This is a genomic window from Undibacterium sp. Di24W, from assembly GCF_049340325.1.
GTDB lineage: Bacteria > Pseudomonadota > Gammaproteobacteria > Burkholderiales > Burkholderiaceae_D > Undibacterium.
The window spans coordinates 685166-712121 of sequence record NZ_JBMPOP010000001.1; the positions used below are offsets into that span (position 1 = coordinate 685166).

Below are 26956 nucleotides of genomic sequence, written 5' to 3' on the forward strand. Positions count from 1 at the left end.
CTTTTAATGTTCACCACTTGTTCCTTCGAAGGAGAAGCAAATGCAAGCGTTTTACGATTTAAAGATTGCAACAAAACTTATCGTCGGCTTCGTCAGCGTGCTCTTTCTGACAGCATTTTTAGGTCTATTCTCAGTGTCGCAATTGGCAAAGGTGAACGCCGCCGCTGATGAAATTGGCAATGACTGGATGCCGAGTGCGATTGAGGCCATGGGCATGAAAGAAAGCATGTCCCGCATGCGTTCGCAAGAGGCTCAACTGGCAACCGCAGAATCGCCCGACGAAGTCAAAAAATATCAAGAGCGCACCAACGAAGCAATTGAGCAGTTCAAGAAACATCATACGGCTTCACTCAAATATGCGGATCAAGCCGGTGAAAAAAAAGCACTAGACGATACGCTAAGCGCGTTCAATGATTACGTGCAAATCTCCGCAAAAATCGGTAACTTCGCCAAAGAAGCCAATACACCAGCCGCAGTAAATCTCCTGCGCACTGACTCATCTAAAGCGAATAAGAAACTGCGTGACATGGTGGAGAAGATCACTGAAGACCATATCTCCGGTGGCAAGTTGGCCTTCGCAGAAAGTAGTGCCATTTACAAACGTGCGCAAACTTGGGTAGTTGGGGTCATTATCGCTGCCATTATCATTGGCTTAGTGCTCGCAACTTGGTTAGCCCGCATTGTTTCGGCACCACTGAAAGAAGCGGTCGAGTTTGCCGAAGCCATTGCCCGTGGCGACCTCACCCGGACCGTCGTCCCAAGTAGCAGCTGCGAAACCGGCCAATTAATTCAAGCTTTGTCTGATATGAATACGAGCTTGCTGCAAGTAGTTGCAGAAGTACGTACTGGCACCGACCAGATTAACGCTGCATCCGCTTCCATCGCGAGCGGCAATTTAGATTTATCGAACCGGACTGAGGAACAAGCAGGCTCCTTAGAAGAAACTGCGTCGTCGATGGAGGAAATCACCTCAACAATCAAGCACAATAGCGACAACGCACGCCAAGCCAATATCCTCTCGCAATCTGCCACTGCGGTAGCTGTGAAAGGTGGAAGTGTGGTTTCTGAGGTAGTCGCCACCATGACTTCGATCAACGAATCTTCACGTAAAATTGTCGATATCATCAGCGTGATTGATGGTATCGCTTTCCAAACCAATATTCTGGCATTGAACGCCGCTGTTGAAGCAGCGCGTGCCGGTGAACAAGGCCGTGGTTTCGCCGTCGTTGCGTCCGAAGTTCGCAGCTTGGCACAACGTTCAGCCAGCGCAGCTAAAGAGATTAAAGAATTGATTAACGACTCAGTCGAGAAAGTCGGCCAAGGTAGTAAGTTAGTCGACAGTGCCGGTAGCACCATGCAAGAAGTGGTCGATAGCGTCAAACGCGTGAGCGATATGATTAGTGAAATTACCGCTGCAGGCCAAGAGCAAAGCACCGGTATAGATCAAATTAACACTGCGATCATTCAGATGGACAATGTCACACAACAAAACGCTGCCTTAGTGGAAGAGGCGGCAGCTGCCGCGGCGACTTTGCAAGAACAGGCAGAAAACCTAGTCAAAGTGGTGAGCGTCTTTAAACTCGATCACAATACGTTCAACGCGCCACCGCCCCGCCCCGCTGCAAGATCAGCACCGCCCGCGAGCATGGCAGCCCCTCGTATCAAAGCTGCGCCAGCCAAAGCCAAGAGCGAAGAAACGCAGGACTGGGAAGAATTCTAAATGTCCAAAGCTGTACCAACAAAGCCGAGCTCGTCTCGGCTTTGTTGTCTCAAGCGCCAACATGTACAGCAAAATTGATCTAGTTCAGAAATAAAAACCGGGACAAAAGCATCAAATAAGTTAGCAGTCTTTTTCTAAGGTTTCAGAGAGAAAACAAGAACTGTCGCAATCACGCACAGACTTGTAGGTAATCCATTCTAATGGGAGTTTTATGATTGACTTTTGATGTCGCCTGTTGAATAGTACGGTCGTTCGATTAATTTCTTATTCGCATTTTTGTAGTTGAAAAAACAAGCCACAAAACAGCGTAGTAAGATCAAAAAACTGACCAGGCGAAGTTAAACTGAAACAATGACTATTACATCGAAGTTTTTGCGCAAAGGAGAATTAACCCGTGCTGCAATTTTAGAGACTGCGTTGGAAACCGCCAGCCGTGATGGACTGGAAGGTTTAACAATTGGTCTTTTAGCTGACAAGATGAATATGAGTAAGTCCGGCGTCTTTGCGCATTTCGGTTCGCGCGAAGACCTACAGATTGAAGTATTACGTTTGTATCACCATACCTTCGAGCAGGAAGTGTTTTACCCCAGTATGAAAGAAGCGCGTGGTTTACCGCGTTTGCGCTCAATGTTCGCTTTATGGATACAACGGGTAACCAAGGAAATTGCATCGGGTTGTATCTACATTAGTGGTGCCACCGAATACGATGACCGCCATGGTTTGATCCGTGATGAGTTGGTCGCAATGGTGGGTGCTTGGCAAGGTGCTTTGCTGCGAGCCACCATGCAAGCGATGGAACTCCATCACTTGCGTAACGATGTTGAAGCGGAACAAATTGTGTTTGACATGTATGGTTTGATTTTGGCGCTTCATCACGATGCTCGCTTCTTGAAAAAGTCAGGCAGCGTGGAGCGCGCCAGAATAGGTTTTGAGAGGGTGCTTGAGTCGTATGCGCCGAAGAAGTCAGCGTGAATTTAATCAGTGCGTGAATCAGAACACGCCATAGTAGTCAGTCTATTTAGGCAGAAACAGTCCAACCGTTTTTTCGATTTTTTAAAATTTTTTAAATTAGTTCTCAGGAGAATATTATGGGTCAATACGTCGCTCCCCTGCGTGACATGCAATTCGTTTTACATGAATTGTTAGGTGTCGAAGCAGCACTCAAAGAATTGCCTAAGTACGCTGAAGTCGACGCCGACATCATCAATCAGGTATTGGAAGAAGGCGGCAAGTTTTGCTCGGAAGTGATTTTCCCTATCAATCACTCTGGTGATCGTGAAGGCTGCCACCACGACAAGACTACCCATGCTGTCACCACACCAAAAGGTTTCAAAGAAGCCTACCAGCAGTATGTAGAAGCTGGCTGGCCTGCGCTCGCGTGCGATCCAGAATACGGCGGCCAAGGCCTGCCACTGGTGATGAACAATTCCATGTACGAAATGATGAATTCCGGAAATCAAGCTTGGACCATGTATCCAGGTTTATCACACGGTGCCTATGAGTGTTTGCATGAACACGGCACGCCAGAACAAAAAGCGCAGTATTTACCGAAGCTGACTTCTGGCGAATGGACAGGCACGATGTGCTTGACAGAGCCACATTGCGGTACTGATCTTGGTATGTTGCGTTCTAAAGCAGAACCGCAAGGTGATGGCACTTACAAAATCACTGGTGCAAAGATCTTCATCTCTGCGGGTGAACATGACTGCGCAGAAAACATCATTCACTTGGTGTTAGCACGCTTGCCAGATGCACCTGAAGGCTCTAAAGGTATTTCCCTCTTCTTAGTACCGAAGTTCATGCCAAATGCTGATGGCAGCTTAGGTGCACGTAATCCTATTTTCTGCGGCGCGATCGAAGAAAAAATGGGTATTCATGGCAATTCGACTTGCCAAATGAATTTGGATGGCGCAGTGGGCACGCTGATCGGCGCACCACACAAAGGTTTGAACGCGATGTTCGTATTCATGAACGCCGCGCGCTTGGGTGTTGGTATGCAAGGCTTGGGTTTGACTGAAGTCGCTTACCAAAATGCCTTGATCTACGCTAAAGACCGTATTCAAATGCGCAGCCTGTCTGGTCCAAAAGCGCCGGATAAGCCAGCCGATCCTATCATCGTTCACGCTGACGTACGTCGTATGCTATTGACAGCAAAAGCATGGGCAGAAGGTGGTCGTGCATTCTGCTCATATGTCGCTTTACAACTCGACAAAGAATTGAATCACCCAGATGAAGAAGTACGTAAAGAATGTGCGGACGAAGTCGCTTTGCTGACACCGATCATCAAAGCCTTCATCACCGATAACGCATGGACAGCGACTTCTGAATGTTTGCAAGTATTCGGCGGTCACGGTTACATCGCTGAATGGGGTATGGAACAATATGTACGCGATGCTCGTATCAACATGATCTACGAAGGTACAAATACCGTCCAATCTTTGGATTTATTGGGTCGTAAGATTTTGCAAGACAACGGCGCGAAGCTTCGCAAATTCGGTGCAAAAGTACAAGCCTTCGTTGAGGAAAATGGTACTGATGAAGCGATGTCAGAATTCATCACACCGTTGGCAGAACTCGGCGATAAAGTGACTAAGCTGACGATGGAAATTGGTATGAAGGCGTTCCAAAATCCTGATGAAGTTGGTGCGGCTGCGGTTCCCTATTTGCGCGTTGCGGGACATTTAGTCTACAGCTACTTCTTCGCACAAATGGCGAAAATCGCTTTAGCAAAACAAGATTCTGACGACACTTTCTACAAAGCGAAATTAGCAACGATCCGTTTCTACTTTGCACGCTTGTATCCAGAAACAGCGATGTGCATCCGTCAGGCACGTTCTGGTTCTGCGAATTTGTTGTCACTGGAAGCTGATTTATTTTAATTAGTTTTAAGCTCCCTCTCCCGCAAGCGGGAAAGGGTTGGGGTGAAGGTGCTTGAGAAAGATGAAGTTTACTTTTTCTCGAATTGAATGAGCAATCAGCTAGTAATAATTGTTGAGTATGCTGAGCTTCCCTCAACCCTGGCCCCTCTCCCGCTTGCGGGAGAGGGAAATAAAAGTTGTAAAAAATGGCGAAGCGACTTATAGCCGCCCTACCCCAACCAAGTTTGAATTTAATGTAAAGGTAATCCAATGCCTAATTTCATCGTCAAAAAAGTCGCCGTACTCGGCGCAGGTGTGATGGGAGCGCAAATTGCTGCGCACTGTATCAATGCCAAAGTTCCTGTCGTTTTATTCGACTTGCCAGCTAAAGAAGGCCCGAAAAACGGCATCGTTCTCAAAGCGATTGAGAATCTGAAAAAACTCAACCCAGCGCCACTCGGCGACAAAGACGATGCCGCTTTGATCGAAGTCGCAAACTATGAAGACAACCTCGACGTTTTAGCTGGCTGCGATTTGATCATCGAAGCGATTGCTGAACGTATGGATTGGAAACATGATCTGTACAAGAAAGTCGCACCACATATCGCGCCAAATGCGATCTTCGCGTCTAACACTTCTGGTTTGTCGATCACTGCCTTGTCAGAAGGTTTTGACGCTGAACTGAAAGCACGTTTCTGTGGCGTTCACTTCTTTAACCCACCACGTTATATGCATTTGGTCGAATTGATCCCAACTGCAGCAACGCGTTCTGACATCCTCGATCAACTCGAAGGATTCTTGACAACGACTTTGGGTAAAGGCGTAGTTCACGCAAAAGACACACCAAACTTCATCGCGAACCGCGTTGGTATCTTCGGCATGTTGGCAACCATCTATCAAGCAGAACAATTCGGTTTGAGTGTAGATGTCGTTGATGATTTAACTGGTAAAAAATTGGGTCGCGCTTCTTCTGGCACGTTCCGTACTGCTGATGTGGTTGGTCTCGACACCATGGCGCACGTGATCAAAACTATGCAAGACAATTTGCAAGATGATCCTTTCTTCGCGGTCTACAAAACACCAGAAGTATTGGCGAAATTGGTCGCCGCTGGTACGCTCGGTTCCAAATCCGGTGCAGGCTTCTACAAGAAAGTCGGCAAAGATATTCTGCGTTTAGATTTCGCGAGTGGCACTTACGTACCTGGCGGCGCTAAGGCAGACGATTTGGTTGGTCGCATCTTGAAGGAAAAAGATCCTGTCAAGAAAATGAAATCCTTACGTGAGTCAACCAACAAGCAAGCACAGTTCTTGTGGTCTATTTTCCGCGACGCTTTCCATTACATCGCCATTCATGGCGCAACGATTGCTGACAATGCACGCGATATCGACTTCGCTATGCGTTGGGGCTTTGGTTGGAACGTCGGTCCATTTGAAACATGGCAAGCATCTGGTTGGCAACAAGTTGCGACTTGGGTCAAGGAAGATATTGATGCAGGTAAAGCATTGTGCGCAACACCGTTGCCAGCTTGGGTATTCGAAGGCCCAGTGGCTGATAACGCTGGCGTGCATAGCTCTGCAGGTTCATGGTCTATCAGCCGCAGCACCTTCGTTCCACGTTCAAGCTTGGCAGTCTACGATCGTCAAGCATTCCGTGCCCCAGTTCTAGGTGCTGGTGCGGAAACAGGCGCTACCGCAGGAGTGACATTCTTTGAAGATGAATCTGTACGCATCTGGCATCAGAATGATGATGTCTTGATCCTGTCCTTCAAAACGAAGATGCATGTGATCGGCCCAGGCGTCGTCGCGGGTATGGAAAAAGCCTTGGCAGAAGCTGAGAAAAATTTCAAAGGCTTGGTAATCTGGCATGCAGATGCAGCTGAAGGCGGCGCTTTCTCTGCCGGTGCAGATTTGCAAGCGATGTTGCCATTGTTTATGTCTGGTGGTGTGAAAGCGATCGAACCAGCAATCTCACAATTGCAAAACGCGCATCAAGCTTTGAAATACGCGAATGTTCCAGTCATTGCTGCCGTTGCAGGCTTGGCGCTGGGTGGCGGTTGCGAACTGATGATGCACGCATCGAAACGTGTAGCAGCGTTGGAATCGTACATCGGCTTGGTCGAAGTTGGTGTCGGTCTGGTTCCAGGCGGCGGCGGTTTGAAAGAAGCCGCGGTACGTGCAGCCAAAGATGCCAAAGGTACTGACCTCCTGCAATTCTTGAAGAACTACTTCACGAATGCAGCAACTGCGAATGTATCGAAGTCAGCCTTAGAAGCACAGAAGATGGGTTACCTCGATCAAAATGACGTGATCGTTTTCAATGCGTATGAGTTATTGCATGTTGCTAAAGTCGAAGCACGCGCCATGTTTGATGCAGGTTATCGCCCTCCAATGCGTAAGCTGGTGCCAGTCACTGGTCGCCATGGTATCGCGACCATCGGCGCACAAATGATCAATATGCGTGACGGTGGCTTCATCTCGGCGCATGACTTCAAACTCGGCAAAATGATTGCGGAAGTCGTTTCCGGTGGTGACATCGACAACGGCAGCATGGTCAGCGAACAATGGTTGCTCGATATGGAACGCAAAGCGTTTATGGAATTGTTGAATCATCCAAAAACGCAAGAGCGCATCATGGGCATGATGCAAACCGGCAAACCAGTTAGAAACTAATCGAGGACACGACAATGACTACTCAATTACAAGACGCTTACATCGTCGCGGCAACTCGTTCCCCTATTGGTAAATCGGGCCGCGGTATGTTCCGCAACACACGTCCAGATGACTTGCTGGTCGGTGTATTAAAATCCGCTTTAGCGCAAGTGCCAAATCTTGATCCAAAGTTGATCGAGGACGCGATCGTTGGCTGTTCTTTCCCAGAAGGCGCACAAGGCTTGAATATCGCTCGTATGAGCGTTCTTTTAGCTGGCATGCCAAATACTATCGGCGGTGTGACGATCAATCGTTACTGCGCTTCCGGTATCACAGCAGTCGCCATGGCAGCGGATCGTATTCGCGTTGGCCAAGCCGATGTGATGATCGCAGCGGGTGTGGAATCCATGTCCATGGTGCCTATGATGGGTAGCAATCCATCGATGAACATGGCCATCTTGAAAGATGAAAACGCTGGTATCGCTTACGGAATGGGCTTGACTGCAGAAAAAGTCGCGGCACAATGGAAAGTCAGCCGTGAAGCACAAGATGCTTTCGCACTGCAATCGCATCAACGTGCTTTGGCTGCACAAGCGGCTGGTTACTTCGACGCTGAAACGACACCATTCGAAATCATCGACCGTGTACCTAATTTGGTGACTGGCGAAATCGAACTCAAAACACGTACAGTGAATCGTGACGAAGGTGCGCGTCCAGATACATCCTTGGAAGGTTTGGCTAAACTGAAAGCGGTATTTGCTGCCAAAGGTTCTGTGACTGCAGGTAACAGCTCTCAAACTTCCGACGGCGCAGGTGCTTTGATTTTAGTTAGCGAAAAAATCTTGAAGCAGTTTAACCTGACGCCATTGGCACGCTTTGCTTCTTTCGCAGTACGCGGTGTGCCGCCAGAAATCATGGGTATTGGTCCTAAAGAAGCGATTCCGGCAGCATGTAAAGCTGCGGGCATTACACAAGACCAAATCGACTGGTTTGAATTGAACGAAGCGTTTGCCGCGCAATCTTTGGCAGTGGTACAAGACCTTGGTCTCGATCCAGCTAAGGTCAACCCAATGGGCGGCGCGATTGCTCTCGGTCACCCACTCGGTGCAACTGGTGCGATTCGTTCTGCGACGACTATCCATGCTTTGCAACGTAATAAGTTGAAGTACGGTATGGTCACGATGTGTGTGGGGACAGGAATGGGAGCAGCAGGCATCTTCGAACGCATGTAATCATTGCCCGCATAAATCCAATTTTAGGGCGCCGCAGGTTGTTGCGAATACTCGCAATATTGACATATTGCTGTGCTTCGCGCCTACCGCGACATCCCTATAATTGAATTTCTGAGGGCAATTTTTCGTTCTAAAGAAAACCTCTCGACAAAGCAGAATTGTAGTGCGGGTGAAACCTACAAAAACTAAACCGCACATCGAATACTGTGCGGTTTTTTTACGGAGTCATTGTGAAACCCATAGAAATTATTGAGATCCTTGCCGGCGATGGCACTAAGCTATCTGGTCGACGCTATGTGCCAGATGGAGCGGTGCATGCCGTGGTCTTGATGCCTTCCGCGATGGGTGTTAAACAGCAGTATTACGAGCCGTTTGCAGCGTTTTTATGTGAACATGGATTTGCTGTGTTGAGCTTTGATTATCGTGGTATGGGTGATTCTTTGCTCCCACAGTTTAGTAAATCTCTGCGTGGATTTAAGGCCGACATCAGTGATTGGGCTGAGCTTGATTACAACGCGGCGCTACTCGCAACAAAAGCTTGGCAGCCTGAGGTTCCACTGCTGCTCATCGGCCATTCACTTGGCGGTCAGTTGGCCGGTCTCCTTCCGGACAATCACTTAATCGACGGTATGGTGACCGTTGCTTCAGGTACTGGCTATTGGCGTTTCAATTCCATGAAAACCAAACGTGTCGTATGGCTGCTTTGGTATTTCTTAGTGCCTTTTTACACGGGCATTTGTGGTTACTTCCCTGGAAAGAAATTACGAAAAGTCGGCAATTTGCCGAAAGGCGTGATCTACCAATGGTCGCGCTGGTGTCGAGACGAACGTTATTTTGTCGATGAGCGCGGCAATGCGATGGACACTTTTCACCATCAATTTCAGGCACCTATCTTAAGCTTAAGTTTTACTGACGACGAAATGATGAGTCGCAAAAATATTGATGGCTTGCACGACTACTTCCGTCATGCTGCAGTCGAACGTCGCTATATTCATCCGCAAGATATCAGCAGTAAACGTATCGGCCACTTTGGTTTCTTCCGACCTGAGTTCCGCCACAATTTATGGCAACAAGCTTTACAATGGCTCAATCATCGTGCCAGCGATTGCTCCAACATCATCGACTCCAAACAAACCATTTAAATCAAGAGACATCATGGAAATTCTGACCCACATCAACGACGGTATTTTGACCATCAACTTCAATCGCCCAGAAAAGAAAAACGCTATTACCTTTGGCATGTATCAAGCAATGGCGGATGCGATCAATGCTTCCAACGAGGACAAAAACGTCAGCGTTATTTTGATTACTGGCAAGCCGGAAGTCTTCACAGCAGGTAACGATCTCGAAGATTTCATGAAACATGCGGGGAGCCTTGCATCCGAAGATATGCCGCCAGTGTATCAATTCATGCACGCACTAAACGATGCACAAAAGCCGGTAATCGCTGCTGTTGCAGGCAATGCCGTTGGAATCGGCACAACCCTCTTAATGCACTGCGATATGATTTATGCGGCAGATAATGCCAAGTTCTCCATGCCATTCACACCACTCGGTCTCTGTCCTGAATATGCGTCGAGTATGGTGTTCCAACGTATCGTCGGCTATCAACGCGCTGCCGAAAAATTGCTACTTGGCGAAGCCTTTTTAGCGCAAGAAGCTTTTGAAATGGGATTTATTAACAAGGTGCTGCCTTTGGAAGAACTCTTGCCTTATGCAGAGAAACAAGCAGCCAAGATCGCGGCACTGCCAGCTAAATCAATACGCTTAACCAAGCACTTGATGAAGGCGAATGAACCACAAGCAATACGCGACAAAATGAATGAAGAAAACGCCCATTTTGCAGCGATGCTTACTCAGCCTGAAGCACGCGAAGCGATGATGGCATTCTTTCAAAAGCGTAAGCCGGATTTTAAACAGTTCAATTAATTGGCGATTTTCTAAAAATCAATAGGCGCCACTAAGGGGCTTAGTAAAAAAGAAAAGAGAAGTTTGTTTTTAAACTTCTCTTTTCTTGTCTCATAGGCTTCTAATTACAAATCTTCCCAAGGCACGACAGCAAACCACTCCACCAAAAAATCAAGCAAGGCTCTTACCGCTGGCGATAAATGTTTGCGTGAAGGATAAAGCGCGTAAATCGACATTTCCGGCAAGCGCCATTCGGGCAATATTTGTTGTAAACGACCATCGCGTAAATACGGGTTGGCTAAGTAAGTCGGTTGTAAAGCGATACCGCCACCCGCCAAACACGCCTGTAATAAGGCAGTTGCCTCGTTCGCGCTGAAGTAGCTACCCACACTGACTTGTGCGAACTCCTCACCGCGAGTCAGCTTCCAAATACTCTTACCAAAATTTGCATAGCTGACACAACGATGCTCGGTGAGATCGCTAGGCATTTGCGGAATACCGTGCTTCGCCAGATATGCTGGAGAGGCAACTAAGACCGAACTACACGGCGCTAAAACACGGCCGATTAAAGTGGGATCGGGTGCTGCGCTAATTCGTATCGCTAAATCAATTCGCGCTTCGACCAGATTTAAAGCGCCTTCACTCGCGTTCAAATCAATTTTGAGTTGCGGATGCAAGCGCAAAAAATCTACAATCGCGGCAGCCAATTGCGCATAACAAAGCGATACGCTACAAGTGAGTCGAAGTTGCCCGCGCAATTCACCCTCGTGATCACTGGTTTCTTCTTCCACATTTTCCATCAGCGCTAACATTTGCTGACAACGACGCAAGCAATTTTCACCCGCATCGGTCAGCGTTACACTGCGCGTCGTACGTTGCAGTAGCCGCGCCGCCAACCAACGCTCCATCTCACCAACATATCTCGTCACCATCGCGCGCGACATCTCTAACTTATCGGCTGTCGCACTAAAGCTGCCACTGGTGGCAACTTCAACAAATACTTGCATTGCAGTTAATCTGTCCATTATTTAATTAATAATTTGTTCGATTTAAGAAATAGTTATGCGCTTTTTATGCCATTTATCTGCGCGATATTAGCAACTATAGTTCAATCCAACGCAATGATGCGTACTTTTTATCAGACCAAAGGAGCTCACCATGATTCGCACTAACGCCATTACCAAAACAATCAACAGCACAATCGCCGCCACACTTGTCATCACATCTGCCATCACCTCCAGCACTGCCCAAGCGGCACAACCGGCCCCACTGACCGTGAAGATCTACAACGCTGGGAGTGGCAGTTTCAATGTCAATTCCACCCTCATCTACGGCGAGAAGGACGCGATGGTGATTGATGCAGGCTTTACTCGCGCTGACGCCTTGCGCATCGCCGCGAACGTCCTCGATAGTGGCAAACAACTGAGCATCATTTATGTTAGCCAGGCAGATCCTGACTATTACTTCGGCGTAGAGACGCTGAAAGAATTTTTCCCACAAGCGAAGGTCGTCAGCACGCCTGCGGTGCTTGAAAAACTGCGCGCAAAAATGGCAGGCAAAGTAGCGTTCTGGAGTCCTAAAATGGGCTCGAATGCGCCGCATACACCGATCACACCAGAGACTATGAGCAATAACACCTTAGAACTCGAGGGTCAAAAAATTGAGATTCACGGCACGACAGGTGCTCTCGCGCACCGTCCTTACGCTTGGATTCCATCGATCAAAACTATTGTCGGGAATATCGCTGTATTCGGCAATATGCATGTGTGGACAGCCGACACACAAACTAGCGAAGAACGCGCAGCATGGATCGCACAATTAGACGATATGGCAGCCTTGAAGCCAGAACTGGTTGTTCCAGGTCACATGAGTGCGGGCACAAATGTCGATGCGAGCACGATCAGCTTCACAAAAACTTACTTGCAAACTTTCGAAAAAAATCTGGCGACAAGCAAAGACAGCGCCGCACTAATCAATGCGATGAAGCAGTCTTACCCACAATTGACAGAAGGCGGCATGTCGCTGGACATTGGTGCTAAAGTGAATAAAGCTGAAATGAAGTGGTAGGCAAAAAAGCTCATTGCTTTGTCGTACTAGAAGTAAATAGAAAAGCCCGGTGATTTACCGGGCTTTTTTTCGCCTCCACATTCTCTCCACAAATTCAGACTACGATTCGACCACTAATTATGCGCAGCGTGTCAGCTGCAGGTTTAGATTAATCGACCCACGTGATTTCAACCCAAGTTATCTCTCTCAGGAGAACGATCTATGCGCTTAGGCTCATTCATATCCACCTTGCTCATAATGAGCACCTTGACTATCTTCAGTTTACAGACACAAGCGCAATCTAAAGTTCTCGTGCATCATTCCTACGTCATGAAACTAAATCGCTGGAGCAATACGATTTATCAAAGCCTAGAACTTGACGAGCGAGACGGCAAGATCAGCGGAAATATTGATCGCGATCCCTTTGTCGGCGTTCGCACAGAAGACACTTACCTCTTTACAGCGACGGCAACGGATAAAACCACTTACACTTATCGTGCGAAAATCACTTCAGACGGTTTGCTTGGCACTGCTGATTTCCCAGATAGTAATCACCCACAAGTACGGGTTCAACATACATTTTCTGCAAACAGAATTCCAGATCGGATCAGCAATGTTCCGCATACCCATCGCTATGTTCCGGCTTCCTATTCCAACACCTTTTCACCTGATCGACAGCCAGTATTGACAATCTGGTCAGGTGATACAGTGCAAACTAAAACTGTCGACTCTGGCGGCGTCGACGAGCAAGGTGTGACGGTCGCCTTGTACGGCAATCCGCAAACGGGGCCCTTCTATGTTGCCGATGCTGATGTGGGCGATGTGCTCGCGATTCATATCAAAAGTTTGCGCTTAAACCGTGACTATGCGGATAGTTTAGACATGATCGTACACAAAGCACAGACTACGCGCTTAGCATCCCGAAGTACCGAATTAGGACAAACCGTACGCTGGAATCTTGATTTGAAAAATGGCCTAGCCAGTCCAGATAAGACTGGTGAAAAGCTAAGGAATTTCAAAGTCCCCGTAAAACCTATGTTGGGCGGATTGGCAGTCGCGCCAGGTAACGGCATGCCAGCGATATCGACCGGTGATGCTGGCAATTTTGGTGGCAATATGGATTTCAATGAAGTCGTCGAAGGCAATACGGTCTACCTAACGGTAAACCAACCGGGCGCCCTGCTTTACCTCGGCGATGCACATGCCTTACAGGGGGATGGCGAAACTTCACAATATGCATTAGAGACGTCTATGGCGGTGGAGTTTAGCGTTGAGGTTATCAAGCAAAAACAAATTTCTTTGCCGCGAGTTGAATCGCCAACACACATCATGACCTTAGGGCAAGCGGGTTCCTTAGATGAAGCGCTCAAACTTGCGACCAGCGGCATGACGCAGTGGTTGGCAGAAGACTATGGTCTAAATCTATCGGAGAGTGCGCAAGTTCTGGGAAGCTCAGTGGAATATCGCGTGGTCAATCTGGCTGGCCGTAGCGTCGGTCTGGCAGCAAAATTAGATAAGCGCTTGCTGAAAAACATACTTATTAAATTGAAATAAATTGCCATGCCACTATGCTTGGCCTTAGTCATACTGGGGATTTACCTAAACAATCAATGAGCTTTATGGTTTGATATAAACAACGCATACAACAAGCACCGTATTTTCGTTCAAACACAACGATGTCTAGACCGGACATGTTCCTGACATAATTCTCGGGCATCATAGATGCGCCCTAAGCATCTAATTCCTGTTTCACCAATCTCGCCATATTAAGGTAATTCTGTCTATGATAGAGTTGAGGCTTTCAATGGCAATTTTTCTTCACGAGAACTCTCATGACATCTTTTTCGTTAAAACGCCGCCTGCTACTGTCGAGCATCGCTGCTGCATTTTCTTGTTCTTTTATCGCTAGCGCGAGCTTGGCAGCAGAGACACCTAAGAGCGATTCACTTGCAGCGCCGAGTAAGCCGAAGCTCGTGGTGGTCTTGGTCGTCGATGGCTTGCCACAAGAACAAATCCAACGTTACCGTGATCAATTCGGTGAAGGTGGCTTTAAGCGTTTACTGACGCAAGGTGCATGGTATAGCGATGCGCACCAAGCACATGGTGTGACCTTGACTGCGGTGGGACACTCCGCGGTATTGACTGGCGCCTATCCGTATCAGCACGGCATTATCGCCAATGGTTGGGTTGATACCACCACTTTGGCCAATGTGTATTGCACCGAAGATGCCAATCACACTTACCTTGGTGAAGATACCAAACCTGGGGACGGCACTTCACCAGCCAATCTGAAGGTCAATACAGTAGGCGACGAATTGCGCTACGCGACTGGCAATCAGTCAAAAGTCATCGCTATTTCCGGTAAAGATCGTGGTGCAATTTTATTGGCAGGTAAGACCGGTACCGCCTACATGATGATGAAGAAAACTGGCAACTTCGCCACCAGTACTTATTACATGAAGGATTACCCTGCGTGGCGTGAGCAATATGTCGCTAGCAAACCTCAAGACAAATACTATGGTCAACGTTGGAACCTGTTACTCGATGAAAAAGCGTACGCCAATGATGTCAACGATGATGTCGTGATACCAGGTGCGAAACGTGCCAATGATCGTCTGCCCATAATCTATTCGAGTCAATCGGGGACGCCAGATGCTGAATACTACGAGAGCCTGTTCACTGGCCCGTATATGGATGAAATGAGCCTGGCGTTCGCCCAAGCAGCCGTCGAAGGAGAAAAACTTGGCAGCAATCCGGCAGGAGTCCCGGATGTATTGGGCATTAGTCTATCCAGCCATGACTATGTAAATCATCGTTGGGGGCCTGAGAGTCGCATGTCGCATGATCATCTGCAAAGACTCGATCGCATGTTAGCGAAATTCTTCACTTATATAGATAAAAAAGTGGGAATGGACAATACGCTTGTCTTACTCACTGCTGATCACGGCTTCCCCAATACGCCTGAATTTGCACGTGTAAATCATCTAGATGCCGCGCGTATTGAGAGCGGCAAAATGATGACGGCCCTGAATCAACATTTGCAGGAAAAATTTGGGCTCGACAAATTAGCCAAAAAGTTTTCTTCACCAACTGTTTTGCTCGATTACAAAAAGTTTGAGAGCAAAGGATTGAAACGCGAAGAATTGGAAAATGCAGTCGCTGAATTCGCCATCAAATATCCAGGTATCGCCGACGCCTTCACTCGCACCCAATTTGAAAATGGCAACTTACCCAACTCTCGCATCGCAAAATTGATGCAACGCGCTTGGAATCGACAGGTTTCTGGTGACGTGGCGCTGGTCGTTAAACCATACTGGTATTTCGGCAATGACGATCGTGGTACTTCGCACGGTTCACCCTATCGCTATGACACTAATGTTCCCTTGATGATCATGGGTAAAAAGTGGATCAAACCTGGCGCATATGGTCAAGAAGCAGAAGTCGTCGACATCGCACCTACACTGGCGCATATCTTGCGTGTGCGACCACCTGCTGGATCTGAAGGTCGTGTATTGGTTGAAGCCTTGAAATAGGAAGCTTCGAGGCATTCAAGAAACGGAAGTGACTTGATTCACTGAACTGCCCGCCAAAAGTTGAAAAAAGCAACTTTTCGCGGGCAGTTCATTTTACAGCTCCAAATTTAATACAAGCTTAACCAAAAACTTATGCCGCCTGACGATAGTTATCCAGCATACGATAATTTCGAGCATACATCGCAAATAAGCCTGCGGCACATAAGCAGAATCCGGCAAAGAAGAACATCTGGAATGCAGTCACACTCATCCCCAAGGATTGTATGTAAGCGGTAACCGCTTCTCCTTTCACGCTGGAGTTGGCTAGCAAGACCCACAAATTACCCACCGTCACCGACAAATACCAAAAACTAGTTATCACACCTTTCATAGAAATCGGAGCCTGGCTATAAGCAAACTCCAATCCCGTCGCCGATACTAATACTTCACCAAAAGTCATCAGCGCGTAAGGAATGATTTGCCAAACGATGGTAATCGGATCACCGCCATCAATCTCTAATTGCAAACCACCAACGACGATCCACGCCAGACCAGTGGCGGCGATGCCTGTACCCATACGGCGCAAAGAAGTCACTTTGACACCACTACGTGCAAGCAAAGGATAAAGTACAAAATTATTAAACGGAATCAAGATCATCACCAACAAGGGGTTGAGTGCCTGCATCATCGAGGATTCAAACCACCATGGTTTCGTCATGTGATCGGCCTGCAATACCCACGTTGAGGCCTTTTGATCGAACAAAGACCAAAACGGCGTAATCAAAGCAAACAACACCAGCAAACGTAAAACATTACGGACACCGTCAATCGCCTCATCGGGATGTGTGCCCCGTACACGTTCTAATTGCATCCAAGCGCCAGCCCCACCAAAACCCATTACCAAAACCAAGGCAGAACATAAAGCGGCGACGACACCAATTTGCGGAATAAAAAACAAACCTGCAATTGCTAATACGAATCCAAGCAGCGTCAAATATAGGCCAGGGCGACTTTCAGCACGGCTGGCACCCTGCGATAGAATCGCACTACGGATTACCACCAGAAAAGCATGAGGATCATTGCTGACCGGTTCTACGCGCACATACTTCTTCCGTCCCAACCAAAAGACGAAGGTCGCGATAAACATCAAAATGCCGGGTATGCCAAACGCCACGCTAGCACCAAAGTGTTTCAAGAATATCGGCATCAACAAGGAAGCGAAGAAAGAGCCAAAATTGATGATCCAGTAAAACGCGTCGAATACTTTTTGCGCTAATGAACGATTGGTCTGATCGAACTGATCGCCAATAAATGAAGCGACCAGTGGTTTGATGCCGCCCGAGCCCAGCGCGATTAAAAATAAACCAGTGTAAAAACCCGTCAAGTTATGTTCGAACATCGCCAAACAGGCATGCCCTGCACAATAGACTAGGCTCAACCACAATATCGTATTGTATTTACCGAAAACCCGGTCCGCCAACCAACCACCGAGCAATGGAAAAAAGTACACACCAATTACAAAAGTGTGAAAAACATTCTTTGCTTCGCCTTTGCGTAATTCTTCAGGAATCGATAGCAAAAGACTGGTCATTAAGAACACAGTCAAAATATTGCGCATACCGTAAAAACTAAAGCGTTCGCATCCTTCATTTGCGATGATGAAGGGAATCTGCCGCGGCATTTTTGGCGCATCGTTGGCGCCCGCATTGCACACTGTGCTGTTACTTAAACTCATACTTCCTCACTGGCATTGGTAATAACTGTCATCCATAGCTCAACGGCCCCTTGCGAGGCCGTTAAGTTTTTCCTTTATCTACTTCAATTTGATGACTTAGCTTGCATCATTTTTTTAGGCTGGTTTGCTTCTTTCCCATAATGGCGAACAACAACCACACCAGACTACGATAAATCAAACGTACAAAAATCAAAGTCAAAATCGCTTCGATGAAAGTCAGCATGAACGCGACAAAGGCATTCCAACGTTCGGCACGACGACCGAATTTGGCGAACATACGATCACGCGCAATTTCTATACTGTCATAGAAAGTCGGCACCACCAACAGAGTCAGCAAAGTCGAAGTAATCGTACCACCAATAATCGCAATCGCTAATGGACGATAGAATTCACCGCCCTCACCCATGCCAATGGCAACTGGCAACATACCGGCGATCAAAGCGAAGGTCGTCATTAAGATAGGGCGCAAACGCATACGACCCGCATACATCAATGCATCTTCTCTATCATAGCCTTCGGCCTCGCGCTTACGTGCGCAATCCAGTAACAGAATCGCATTCTTCGCGACCAAGCCCATCAACATAATGATGCCGATGAAGCTCATCAAGTTCAGCGTGCCCTTGGTCAATAACAGGGCCACCACCACGCCGATCAAACTCAAAGGCAAGGACAACATAACGGCACCCGGTGCGGTAAAAGAACCAAATTGCATGACCAGAATCAAATACATCAGACCAATACCCATCACCAGCGCAATCGTCATTTCAGTAAACAATTCATTTTGATTTTTCGCCGAGCCATCCAATTGAATCCCAAAGCCGGCTGGGAAATTAATCGATTTTGCGATCTTCAATGCTTCGGTCGTCACCTCACCCGGAGAACGACCTTGGACGTTGGCGGATACAGAAATCATACGTTTACCATCAGAGTGCTCAATCCGTGCCGGGCCTTTACCCATACTAATCGTCGCGATTTGCTCCAAGGGTACCATTTTATCGGTGCCGGTTACCGCGATCGGCAGGGTTTCAATATTGTCGGCACTAACTCGATCTTCGGGATGCAAGCGCACAGAAACGTCGCGCGTTTCACCTGTAGGATCAACCCAGTCACCGACTTCAACACCCGCAAAAGCGACGCGCAAAGCTTGCGCCGCATCGTTAGAAGAAATGCCTAAAGAATTAGCCAAGCCACGGTTTAATTCGATCTGCAATTCGTCTTTAGGATCTTGTTCCGACAAACCAACGTCCACAGCACCCGGCACTTTACGCAGTTTCTCCATAAAATCGCTGGTAATTTCCATCAACTTACGCGAATCATCGCCAGAGAATTTGATCTGCACGGGCTTACCGCCGCCGTTATTCAAATCATCCTGAACAACGTACTCAGCGCCCACCAGCGTTGCGACTTTCTCACGCAAACTGACAGCGACCTGTGCCGCCGAGCGCTTGCGTTCTGTACTCTTACCGATATCGACATACACGCGACCACCGGTAATATTCACACTACTATTGGTCGCCACTGTTTCTGGCAAAGTACGTGCCAATTCAGCCGCCTTCTCAACTTTCAAGCGAGAATATTCCAAGCTAGAACTCGATGGTGTGCGGATATTAATCATCAAATTACCGCTATCCGAGGCTGGCAAGAAACTGGTGCCGCCAAATTTGGCGTGCAGGAAAATAGCCAATACAAAACTCATTAAAGCGATCACTGCCATCCAACGTCGATGATGTAAAGCCCAGGCGATCACATTTCCATAACCTTCTGCTTTACTATCAAACCATTTGTTAAAACGTTCGAGGTATAAGCTCAACCCTGTCTTAGGTTGCAAATGATGTCCAATTGGATCACCCCAGAATGCAGACAACATAGGATCCAAGGTAAACGAGATAAACAAACTGACCATGACCGATGAAGTTACTGTCAAAGCAAACGGGCGGAACCATTCGCCCGACACACCAGGCATAAATGCAACAGGAATAAACACCGCCATAATTGAGAAGGTCGTCGCTGCCACTGCTAAACCAATTTCTGCGGTACCGTTCAATGCCGCCGTACGACGATCTGAGCCGTTTTCCATGTGACGCACAATATTTTCCCGCACCACGATCGCATCATCGATCAAGACACCAATCGCCAGCGAAAGACCAAGCAAGGTCATGAAGTTCAGCGTAAATCCACACAACCACACCGCAATAAAAGCCGCGATCACGGAAGTCGGTAAACTCAAGGCGGTAATCAACGTCGAGCGCCATGAATTTAAGAATACATACACCACGAAAATCGTTAACACCGCGCCGAACAATAAAGACTCGATGACGTTGTTCAGATTTTTTTGCGCATTCTTACCGCCATCTTGCGTGATCTCTAACTTAGTGCCTTCTGGCAGGGTTTTGTTCACTTCGGCAACCATTTGACGAATTCTGTTTGCAACAGAAACCGTACTCGCATCACGCGATTTCATAACCATGATACCGACGTTAGGATTGCCATTACGCACGCTAAAACCGCCGATTTCGGCAAAGCCATCTTGTATCGTTGCGACTTGCGCCAAACGCACCACTTCATTGCCGCGACGCTTAACCACGATTTGCTCAAACTCGGCTGGCGACTCTAAACGGCCAACCAGACGGATACTTTTTTCTTCCATGGTGCCGCGTACTTTACCGACGGGTGCGGTAGAGTTTTGCGTACGCAAGGCCGACACCACTTCGGAAACCGAAACGTTAAATTCACGCAGTTTTTGCGCTCGGAGCAAAACACTAAGTTCACGCTTTAACGAACCATTTACAGTCACAACAGCAACGCCATCGACACCGCGAAAACGATCTGACAAATCATCTTCCGCTAAACGTGAAATTTCAGCATGTGACTTCGTCTTGGACGACAAAGCCATCTGCATAATAGGTTGATCATTAGGATCACGTCGCTCGATGATAGGCTCGCGCATTTCTATCGGTAATTTATAACGTACCGAGGCAATCGCATTACGCACATCATCTGAGGCTTCGATCATATTTCTATCGAAATTAAAGATCAACGTGAAGTAAGCGCTACCTTCGCTGGCAGAAGAACGCAATTGCGTCACGCCAGAAATACTTTGCAGTGATTTTTCAATACGATTGACGATCTCGCGTTCTACACTTTCCGGAGAAGCACCAGGATAAGGCACGTACACACCGAGTACCGGTTCCTGCACATTCGGAATTTCATTGACGCGCAATTTTTTCAGCGCCAATAAGCCTAAACACATCAGCGCGATAATAATAACTATCGTCGCGATCGGTCTCTTAATACTAAAGTCAGATAGGAACATATTATTTTCCTGCTACGGTTGCGGAAGCGGATGCTGAGGCAGCAGCGGGCATTGCGGCAGGTGTCGCATTTGCCGTCGTTGGGTTAACACCCGCAGATGACGCCATCTCAACTTTCAAACCATCTTTAAAAGTAGACAGTGGTTGGCGCAATACTTTATCGCCTGCTTTCAAGCCTGACAGAATGGCAAAGTCACCGCGGCGCACGTCACGTTCACCTAACGCGATCACCTGTTTTCTCAGGACGCCTGCTTGTATCGCCCAGACATAAGTCTTATCACCATCACGTGCTAACGCAGAATTAATGATGGTCAAAACCTGGGTGGTAGCAGCTTCGATACGGCCTTCGGCATACAAACCTGAAACACGCGGTTGGTCTTTACCAATAAAATCGACCAAGACTTCCACCTGGCGGGTCGTCGCATTCGCTGCCGGATCAACACGACGAACCTTGCCGACGAATTGTTGATCATAGCCATTGATACGGAAACTCACAGCCTGTCCTGCTTTCACTGCAGTGACCATGTCGGTAGAGATTAAGCCCTGAAAACGCAGACTGGCAGGATCAATCACTTTCATGATTTCTTTACCGACTTGTGCAGTATCGCCGTTCGACACTTTGCGCTCGCTCACGATACCGTCAAATGGCGCGCGGATCTCGGTGCGTTGCAATTGTTGGCGAGCGGCCACGGCGCGGGCCTTCGCCGCCACTAATTCACTTTGCGCATTGTTGCGGCGAATCTCTGCATCCTCTAATGCTTGCATCGACGTCATACCCGATGCACGGAGAGTTTTCAAACGCTCTAACTGCCGTTCAGCCTGATCCAAAGTTTGTTGAGCTGCGCGAGCGCCTTGATCGGCTGAAGCCAATTGATCACGGAAAGAAGTATCATCCAAACGCACTAACAAATCACCGCGTCGAACTACCTCGCCGTTTTCTTTGAGTACTTGCATAACAATAGCTGACACTTCGGCGCGCAAATCCGCTTTACGCTCAGGCTGTATCGAGCCAGTGATGACGGGACCCGATGCCAAGGCACTATTTTGGATCACGACATAGTCCTCATTCGTCACTTGCAAAGTACGCTCAAGCGCAGCACTAGCATTTTTATCAGATGACTTGCCATCCTTACCACCCTGACTACATGCCGTTAAAATGAGGCATAAAGTGAGAATGAGTAGACTTGGTCGCAACATAGTAAAACCTCCGAAAGTAGAATCGTTCTTTGAACCCGTTACCATACGTAAAGTTCAATACTTTGTCACTAAAACATAGCAAAGTACGATAAAAAACGACCATGTTCATATTGAAACGAGGTATCACAGTCTCGCTAATCAGTTCTCTGCAGTTCTCAGATCGAGAAAAGTCACGTCAACTTGCTGAATACCTCAAAAAAATTTTCTAAAAACACAAAAGCGATCGTCAAAACTTTGACGATCGCTTGTTGGCAAAGAAGTAGAAAATTCGTAGCAAATGAGCCGCCAGTTGCTTAACAAATTTGGCGCAAGCACCACCGATTTTTCACTCCGATGAATTGATTGCTGCAGCCTTGCCGCAATCAATTTCGCCATCTTTATTTAGGGATGATCACTGTATCAATTACATGAATAACGCCATTGTCAGCAACGATATCCGTCGCTGTCACATTTGCATTGTCAACTTTGACGCCGCCAGTAGTTGACACCGTCAATGAAGCACCCTGTACTGTTTTGACTTTGCCTGCTTTCACATCAGCAGCCATCACTTTGCCAGCCACCACGTGATAGGTCAAAATGGCCGTTAACTTTGCTTTATCTTTAAGCAAAGCTTCGAGGTCTGCCTTTGGAATTTTTGCAAAAGCAGCATCCGTAGGCGCAAACACGGTGAACGGGCCTTTACCTTTCAAAGTATCGATCAACCCTGCAGCTTTCAATGCGGTTGCCAAGGTCGTGAAGTTACCTGCACCCATGGCGGTATCAACGATATCTTTAGCCTGTACAGAAAAAGTCGCAGCGAGAGTCAAAATTGAAGCAAGAATAATACGTTTCATGAAATACCTCTTAAAGATTTAGTAGTGAATTTATATAAATACAAACAAAGAATTTCGTTTTCATCAGAAGCGAATATTTTCAAAAAAGCCATATATTTCGCGTCATCTACGCTAACTAATTGATCAACGCAGACGCAGTATATACTTATAAGTAAAAATGTATACTACTTAGTAGAAATAAATACCGATCAGTATCGGTTCGATTTGTCGCACAAAGGCGAAGTTTGTTAAAAGCTCGCGAAAGCACATCCTTTTTCGAGGGAAAGACAAATATCGAAGTCTTGCTGGGGTAAGACTGAAACCATGAATCCAATGAAATGACTATCAAACTTGAGTTTATAGGGGCGACACCGTATACTTCTGCGCGCGTGACACAATCACCGTTTTTTTATCGGCTACCCGCCTGGTAAAAGCACTTAGTAGCAATAAATTACCAACCGTTTTTCTCTTTCATCCACTCATTTTCTGCGGTACTGGAGCAACTTGGCGCATCTGCCAAACAGCACCATATCCGCGCGGAGCCATAAGCATGACCGCCTTTGTATTCAACGAAGTCAATTTTGACAATCACGAACAAGTAGTTTTCGCCTCTGAACCCAAATCTGGCTTGCGTGCCATCATCGCGGTTCACAACACTAATTTAGGTCCTGCGATGGGCGGTTGCCGTATGTGGAATTACGCCACTGAAGCTGAAGCCGTACGTGACGTTTTGCGCCTTTCACGTGGCATGACCTACAAAAACGCAGTAGCCGGCCTGCCTATCGGCGGCGGTAAAAGCGTTATCATCGGCAATCCAAAAACCGACAAGACACCAGCTTTATTTGAAGCCTTAGGCGAAGCCTTAGAGCGCCTTGGTGGCCGTTATGTCACTGCAGAGGATGTCGGTACTAGTCCTGCAGATATGGCAAACGTCGCTAGCAAAACTAAATATGTCGCAGGCTTGGGCGACCGTGGCGATCCATCCCCCTTCACTGCATTAGGCTGTTTCGTTGGTGCACAAGCTGCGGTCAAGCACCATTTCAAGCGCGATAGCTTTGATGGTTTAACCGTCGCTCTGCAAGGTCTCGGTCACGTCGGTTATGACTATGCACGCCGCTTGCATGAGGCAGGCGCAAAATTGGTGGTTGCTGATATCGATCAAAACTCCTTAAAACGCGCACAAGAAGAATTCGGCGCAACCGTGGTTGATGTGAATGCGATCTACGACGTTGAGGCGGACATCTACGCACCATGCGCACTCGGCGCAACCTTGAACCCAGACACTATGAATCGTCTGAAAGTAAAGATCGTTGCTGGCGGCGCCAACAACCAATTAGCCACACCAGAAATCGGTGAAGTTTGCCGTCAAAAAGGTATTTTGTACGCGCCAGATTTCGTAATCAACGCGGGTGGCATTATCAAGGTTTGCTACGAATACATGAATACTCCAGAAGACGGTATGGACGCTCACGTGCGTCGTATCGGCGAGACTTTAGCTGAAGTATTTGCCCGTGCTGATGCTGAAGGCGTCCCCACCAGTGTAATCGCTGATCGTTTGGCGGAAGAGCGTTTCAAGAAGTAATAAAAACTCAGGAAGAACTTTTCATCTCAATTTCAGATGAAAGTTTTTCCCCCAAAAAAAACCGAAACTTCAACGAGGTTTCGGTTTTTTTTCGTTTGTTGGAACTAGCAGCTACCAGTCAGCTACCTATTGACTAGTCAGTACAACTTTCACGCTAGCATTCACCGCACTTTTTTCTATGATGCCGATGCAGTTTGGATTCGCCGCGATTAACTTGACGACTTCAGCTGAATCCGCGACCTCTCTTGGCGCGCTACCTTTGCCACTAAATACCAAACGTGACCAAATCGCTTTCGCTTGCGCTTCGTTTTTGCCAAGAATCTTATCAAAGAACTCGGTACGTACCGCACCACTCGCTAAGATTAATGGTAAGGCTTGACCGCCTCCTGGAAACTCTTTGCTATTTCCCAAAAAAATGTCAGCGACTTGATCTTTAGTTAGATTGCCCACTGTGCTTTTTGCGGATACCACGATCACATGCTCTGCTTGCGCGATCTGAAACGAAGCAAGCAAAGCCAGACCTAAAAATGTTTTAGTTAATAATTTCATGTCAGGCCTCGCTTAGAATACAAAGTCAAGATTGAGCGTAAACATCGATACGCGACCGTCGAAACCATTTGGCTTACCCAACATTGATGTGGGGTATTGCACATAACTCGATGCACCGATTTCTGGTGAGTCCATTTTTATTCGCTCTAGCTGAGCTTTCAATGCTAAATTTTTTGCAAAGTCCCAACGCACACCCATCGTAATCACGTCTCTGTCACCCTTGCCTACACCGATGTACGATGCATTCAGATAATTGAGTTGTGTTTTAAATGCGGCTGGTGCGGCGACTCCCGCTAATAGGCCTGGACTCGACTGATCGGTATTGTATCGACCAGCGCCGATGTAAGGTGTGAAATCACCATAACGATAAGCGCCAAGGACATCCCATGCAGATACAGAACTTATGACCACAGAAGAGGACTTACGTTTAGTCCATTCAGTCTGCGCAATCCACACGCCATCATCATAGGACAGACCAAGTGTAGAGATGTTCGCGGTGATGCCGGTCAATGACGCAACTGCTGGAATAACCGTACTGCAATTGCTGCATACAACACTCGGCAATGACACCAGAGATTTAATCGTTGCTGCAACGCTAGGTGCTGTCAACGACGCATTGTACTTAGAATAGCCGCCACGAATCGCCCATGATCCATCCGACCATTTAAGTGATAGACCTTTGACTCTGTCTAAATCAACTTCACCAAGAGCAACACTAACATTCGCCTTTCCGAAAAATCCTTCCACTTGCACCGTACCACTGCCTATTTTTTTCTCCCAACGAGCGGTAGCGCCATCTTGAAAAGAGATAGGATTCACTTGGTAAACTTCAGACTGAGGACGCACTGTAGTCTGAGCATAAGCTAAGTTACGGTAATCGGACATTAAATAAATGGGTGCGACGGTACGCCCTACTTTGACATCAAATTCAGACGTGAGTGGATATGACACATAAGCCCATTCGACCGTCGGTTTGTTACTGCTCTTAATATCTTTCTTCGAGATCAGCTGCAACACAGCCTTCAATTTCCCGTGAGGATTCAAGGTCGCTTGAATTGAAGCTTGCGTATCACCATCAAATCGCCAGTCATTCAGTGAATAAGTACTCTGCCTGGTGTCTACGCGTACACCAGCCTTATCACTACTACCTTTATAAGCTCCAATCGTTCCAAAGCCATCGATCTTAAGCCAATCAGCTAAATCGTCCGCCCGTGCCGCTGGAACCAGTGCCACACTCGTGACACTTGCTAACACCAAGGGATAAATGTAATGCGCTTTCATATTGCTTTCCTTTATTATTAAAAACAGATGTGAAGAGTCTCAGAGGAAATAAAAACAAAATCGAGAACAAACATTAAAACTGGAGCAAATGTAATCCCAATTCTGAAGCAATTGGATCACTAAAGAATTGATAGGACAGAATAAATAGCGGGTCAAGACTTCTTATACAAAAATGAGCACAGATAGTGATGCCACAAATCCAACACAGCTCAAATTCATACTAGCAACTTTATAAAATTCGTCAAAGTTATTTCCGTATAAAAACTATTCTGCTCTTTTTTTACAACAGGCTATTTGTTCTTAAGCAAGAAAAACACCTCTTTTCTTTGTACACGAGTAGGTACAAATATCATGCACTCAGCGTTAAAAACTGTTACCTCTTCAAACACAAACACATCGCTTATCCCTGTCCGTATTCTATGTCAGATTAGTATTGCCATTGAGCAAGACACAATATCTCACAATGCCCATCTACAAAAACAACGACTATCCGATCGTTCGCGGACTTGCTCTGAACACTACCAATCTCACAAGCGATACAAAAAAAAGCCTAGCGACTCACAT

General features: G+C 47.2%; 18 protein-coding genes. 11 read left to right on the forward strand and 7 right to left on the reverse strand.

Going from position 1 to position 26956, the window contains the following annotated elements; translation table 11 throughout:
- The first annotated feature begins 40 nt into the window (after positions 1–40).
- The 7 genes from ACO0KZ_RS02790 (at position 41) to ACO0KZ_RS02820 (ending at position 10388) form a co-directional block, all read left to right on the forward strand.
- Positions 41–1720 (forward strand): methyl-accepting chemotaxis protein, encoded by a 1680-nt coding sequence (locus tag ACO0KZ_RS02790; RefSeq protein WP_422992488.1) that lies wholly within the window; start codon positions 41–43, stop codon positions 1718–1720.
- Positions 1721–2071: 351 nt separating this feature from the next.
- Positions 2072–2692, forward strand: a complete 621-nt coding sequence (locus tag ACO0KZ_RS02795) for a TetR/AcrR family transcriptional regulator (RefSeq protein WP_422992490.1) — start codon at positions 2072–2074, stop codon at positions 2690–2692.
- Between the two features lie 116 nt (positions 2693–2808).
- Positions 2809–4599, forward strand: a complete 1791-nt coding sequence (locus tag ACO0KZ_RS02800) for an acyl-CoA dehydrogenase C-terminal domain-containing protein (protein ID WP_422992492.1) — start codon at positions 2809–2811, stop codon at positions 4597–4599.
- 249 nt (positions 4600–4848) lie between these two features.
- Positions 4849–7248: a 3-hydroxyacyl-CoA dehydrogenase/enoyl-CoA hydratase family protein gene (locus ACO0KZ_RS02805; protein ID WP_422992494.1), complete on the forward strand. Its 2400-nt coding sequence runs from the start codon at positions 4849–4851 to the stop codon at positions 7246–7248.
- A 14-nt stretch (positions 7249–7262) separates the two neighbouring features.
- Complete coding sequence (locus tag ACO0KZ_RS02810) at positions 7263–8459, forward strand: acetyl-CoA C-acyltransferase (protein WP_422992496.1); 1197 nt, start codon at positions 7263–7265, stop codon at positions 8457–8459.
- Between the two features lie 230 nt (positions 8460–8689).
- Positions 8690–9601, forward strand: coding sequence for an alpha/beta fold hydrolase (locus ACO0KZ_RS02815; RefSeq protein WP_422992498.1), 912 nt, complete (start codon positions 8690–8692; stop codon positions 9599–9601).
- Positions 9602–9614: 13 nt separating this feature from the next.
- Positions 9615–10388, forward strand: a complete 774-nt coding sequence (locus ACO0KZ_RS02820; protein WP_422992500.1) for an enoyl-CoA hydratase — start codon at positions 9615–9617, stop codon at positions 10386–10388.
- 104 nt (positions 10389–10492) lie between these two features.
- Here the strand turns inward: ACO0KZ_RS02820 and ACO0KZ_RS02825 are convergent, their stop codons facing one another.
- On the reverse strand, positions 10493–11392 hold the full coding sequence (locus ACO0KZ_RS02825; RefSeq protein ID WP_422992502.1) for a LysR family transcriptional regulator: 900 nt from the start codon (positions 11390–11392) through the stop codon (positions 10493–10495).
- A gap of 133 nt (positions 11393–11525) precedes the next feature.
- On the opposite strand from ACO0KZ_RS02825, the gene ACO0KZ_RS02830 reads away from it, so the two are divergent.
- The 3 genes from ACO0KZ_RS02830 (at position 11526) to ACO0KZ_RS02840 (ending at position 15946) form a co-directional block, all read left to right on the forward strand.
- Positions 11526–12434 carry an MBL fold metallo-hydrolase gene (locus ACO0KZ_RS02830; RefSeq protein ID WP_422992504.1) on the forward strand — a complete coding sequence of 303 codons (909 nt, stop codon included), beginning with the start codon at positions 11526–11528 and terminating at the stop codon, positions 12432–12434.
- A 246-nt stretch (positions 12435–12680) separates the two neighbouring features.
- A complete protein-coding gene (locus tag ACO0KZ_RS02835) occupies positions 12681–13967 on the forward strand; it encodes an acetamidase/formamidase family protein (RefSeq protein ID WP_422992506.1) in 1287 nt (428 codons plus the stop codon).
- 278 nt (positions 13968–14245) lie between these two features.
- Entirely contained in the window at positions 14246–15946 is a 1701-nt protein-coding gene (locus ACO0KZ_RS02840) for an alkaline phosphatase family protein (protein WP_422992508.1), read from the forward strand.
- A gap of 130 nt (positions 15947–16076) precedes the next feature.
- Here the strand turns inward: ACO0KZ_RS02840 and ACO0KZ_RS02845 are convergent, their stop codons facing one another.
- The 4 genes from ACO0KZ_RS02845 to ACO0KZ_RS02860 all read right to left on the reverse strand — a co-directional run bounded on the left by ACO0KZ_RS02845 (position 16077) and on the right by ACO0KZ_RS02860 (position 23001).
- Positions 16077–17660, reverse strand: coding sequence for an oligopeptide:H+ symporter (locus ACO0KZ_RS02845; protein WP_422992510.1), 1584 nt, complete (start codon positions 17658–17660; stop codon positions 16077–16079).
- Positions 17661–17766: 106 nt separating this feature from the next.
- Positions 17767–20973 (reverse strand): efflux RND transporter permease subunit, encoded by a 3207-nt coding sequence (locus ACO0KZ_RS02850; protein WP_422992512.1) that lies wholly within the window; start codon positions 20971–20973, stop codon positions 17767–17769.
- Between the two features lies 1 nt (position 20974).
- Entirely contained in the window at positions 20975–22168 is a 1194-nt protein-coding gene (locus ACO0KZ_RS02855) for an efflux RND transporter periplasmic adaptor subunit (RefSeq protein WP_422992514.1), read from the reverse strand.
- Between the two features lie 377 nt (positions 22169–22545).
- Complete coding sequence (locus tag ACO0KZ_RS02860; RefSeq protein ID WP_422992515.1) at positions 22546–23001, reverse strand: fasciclin domain-containing protein; 456 nt, start codon at positions 22999–23001, stop codon at positions 22546–22548.
- 529 nt (positions 23002–23530) lie between these two features.
- Between ACO0KZ_RS02860 and ACO0KZ_RS02865 the strand changes: the two genes are divergently transcribed.
- Entirely contained in the window at positions 23531–24562 is a 1032-nt protein-coding gene (locus ACO0KZ_RS02865; protein ID WP_422992517.1) for a Glu/Leu/Phe/Val family dehydrogenase, read from the forward strand.
- 126 nt (positions 24563–24688) lie between these two features.
- Here ACO0KZ_RS02865 and ACO0KZ_RS02870 read toward each other — a convergent pair whose 3' ends face one another.
- Both ACO0KZ_RS02870 and ACO0KZ_RS02875 read right to left on the reverse strand, forming a co-directional pair.
- Positions 24689–25111 carry a hypothetical protein gene (locus tag ACO0KZ_RS02870; protein ID WP_422992519.1) on the reverse strand — a complete coding sequence of 141 codons (423 nt, stop codon included), beginning with the start codon at positions 25109–25111 and terminating at the stop codon, positions 24689–24691.
- 12 nt (positions 25112–25123) lie between these two features.
- Positions 25124–26392, reverse strand: a complete 1269-nt coding sequence (locus tag ACO0KZ_RS02875; protein WP_422992521.1) for a porin — start codon at positions 26390–26392, stop codon at positions 25124–25126.
- Positions 26393–26956 lie beyond the last annotated feature (564 nt).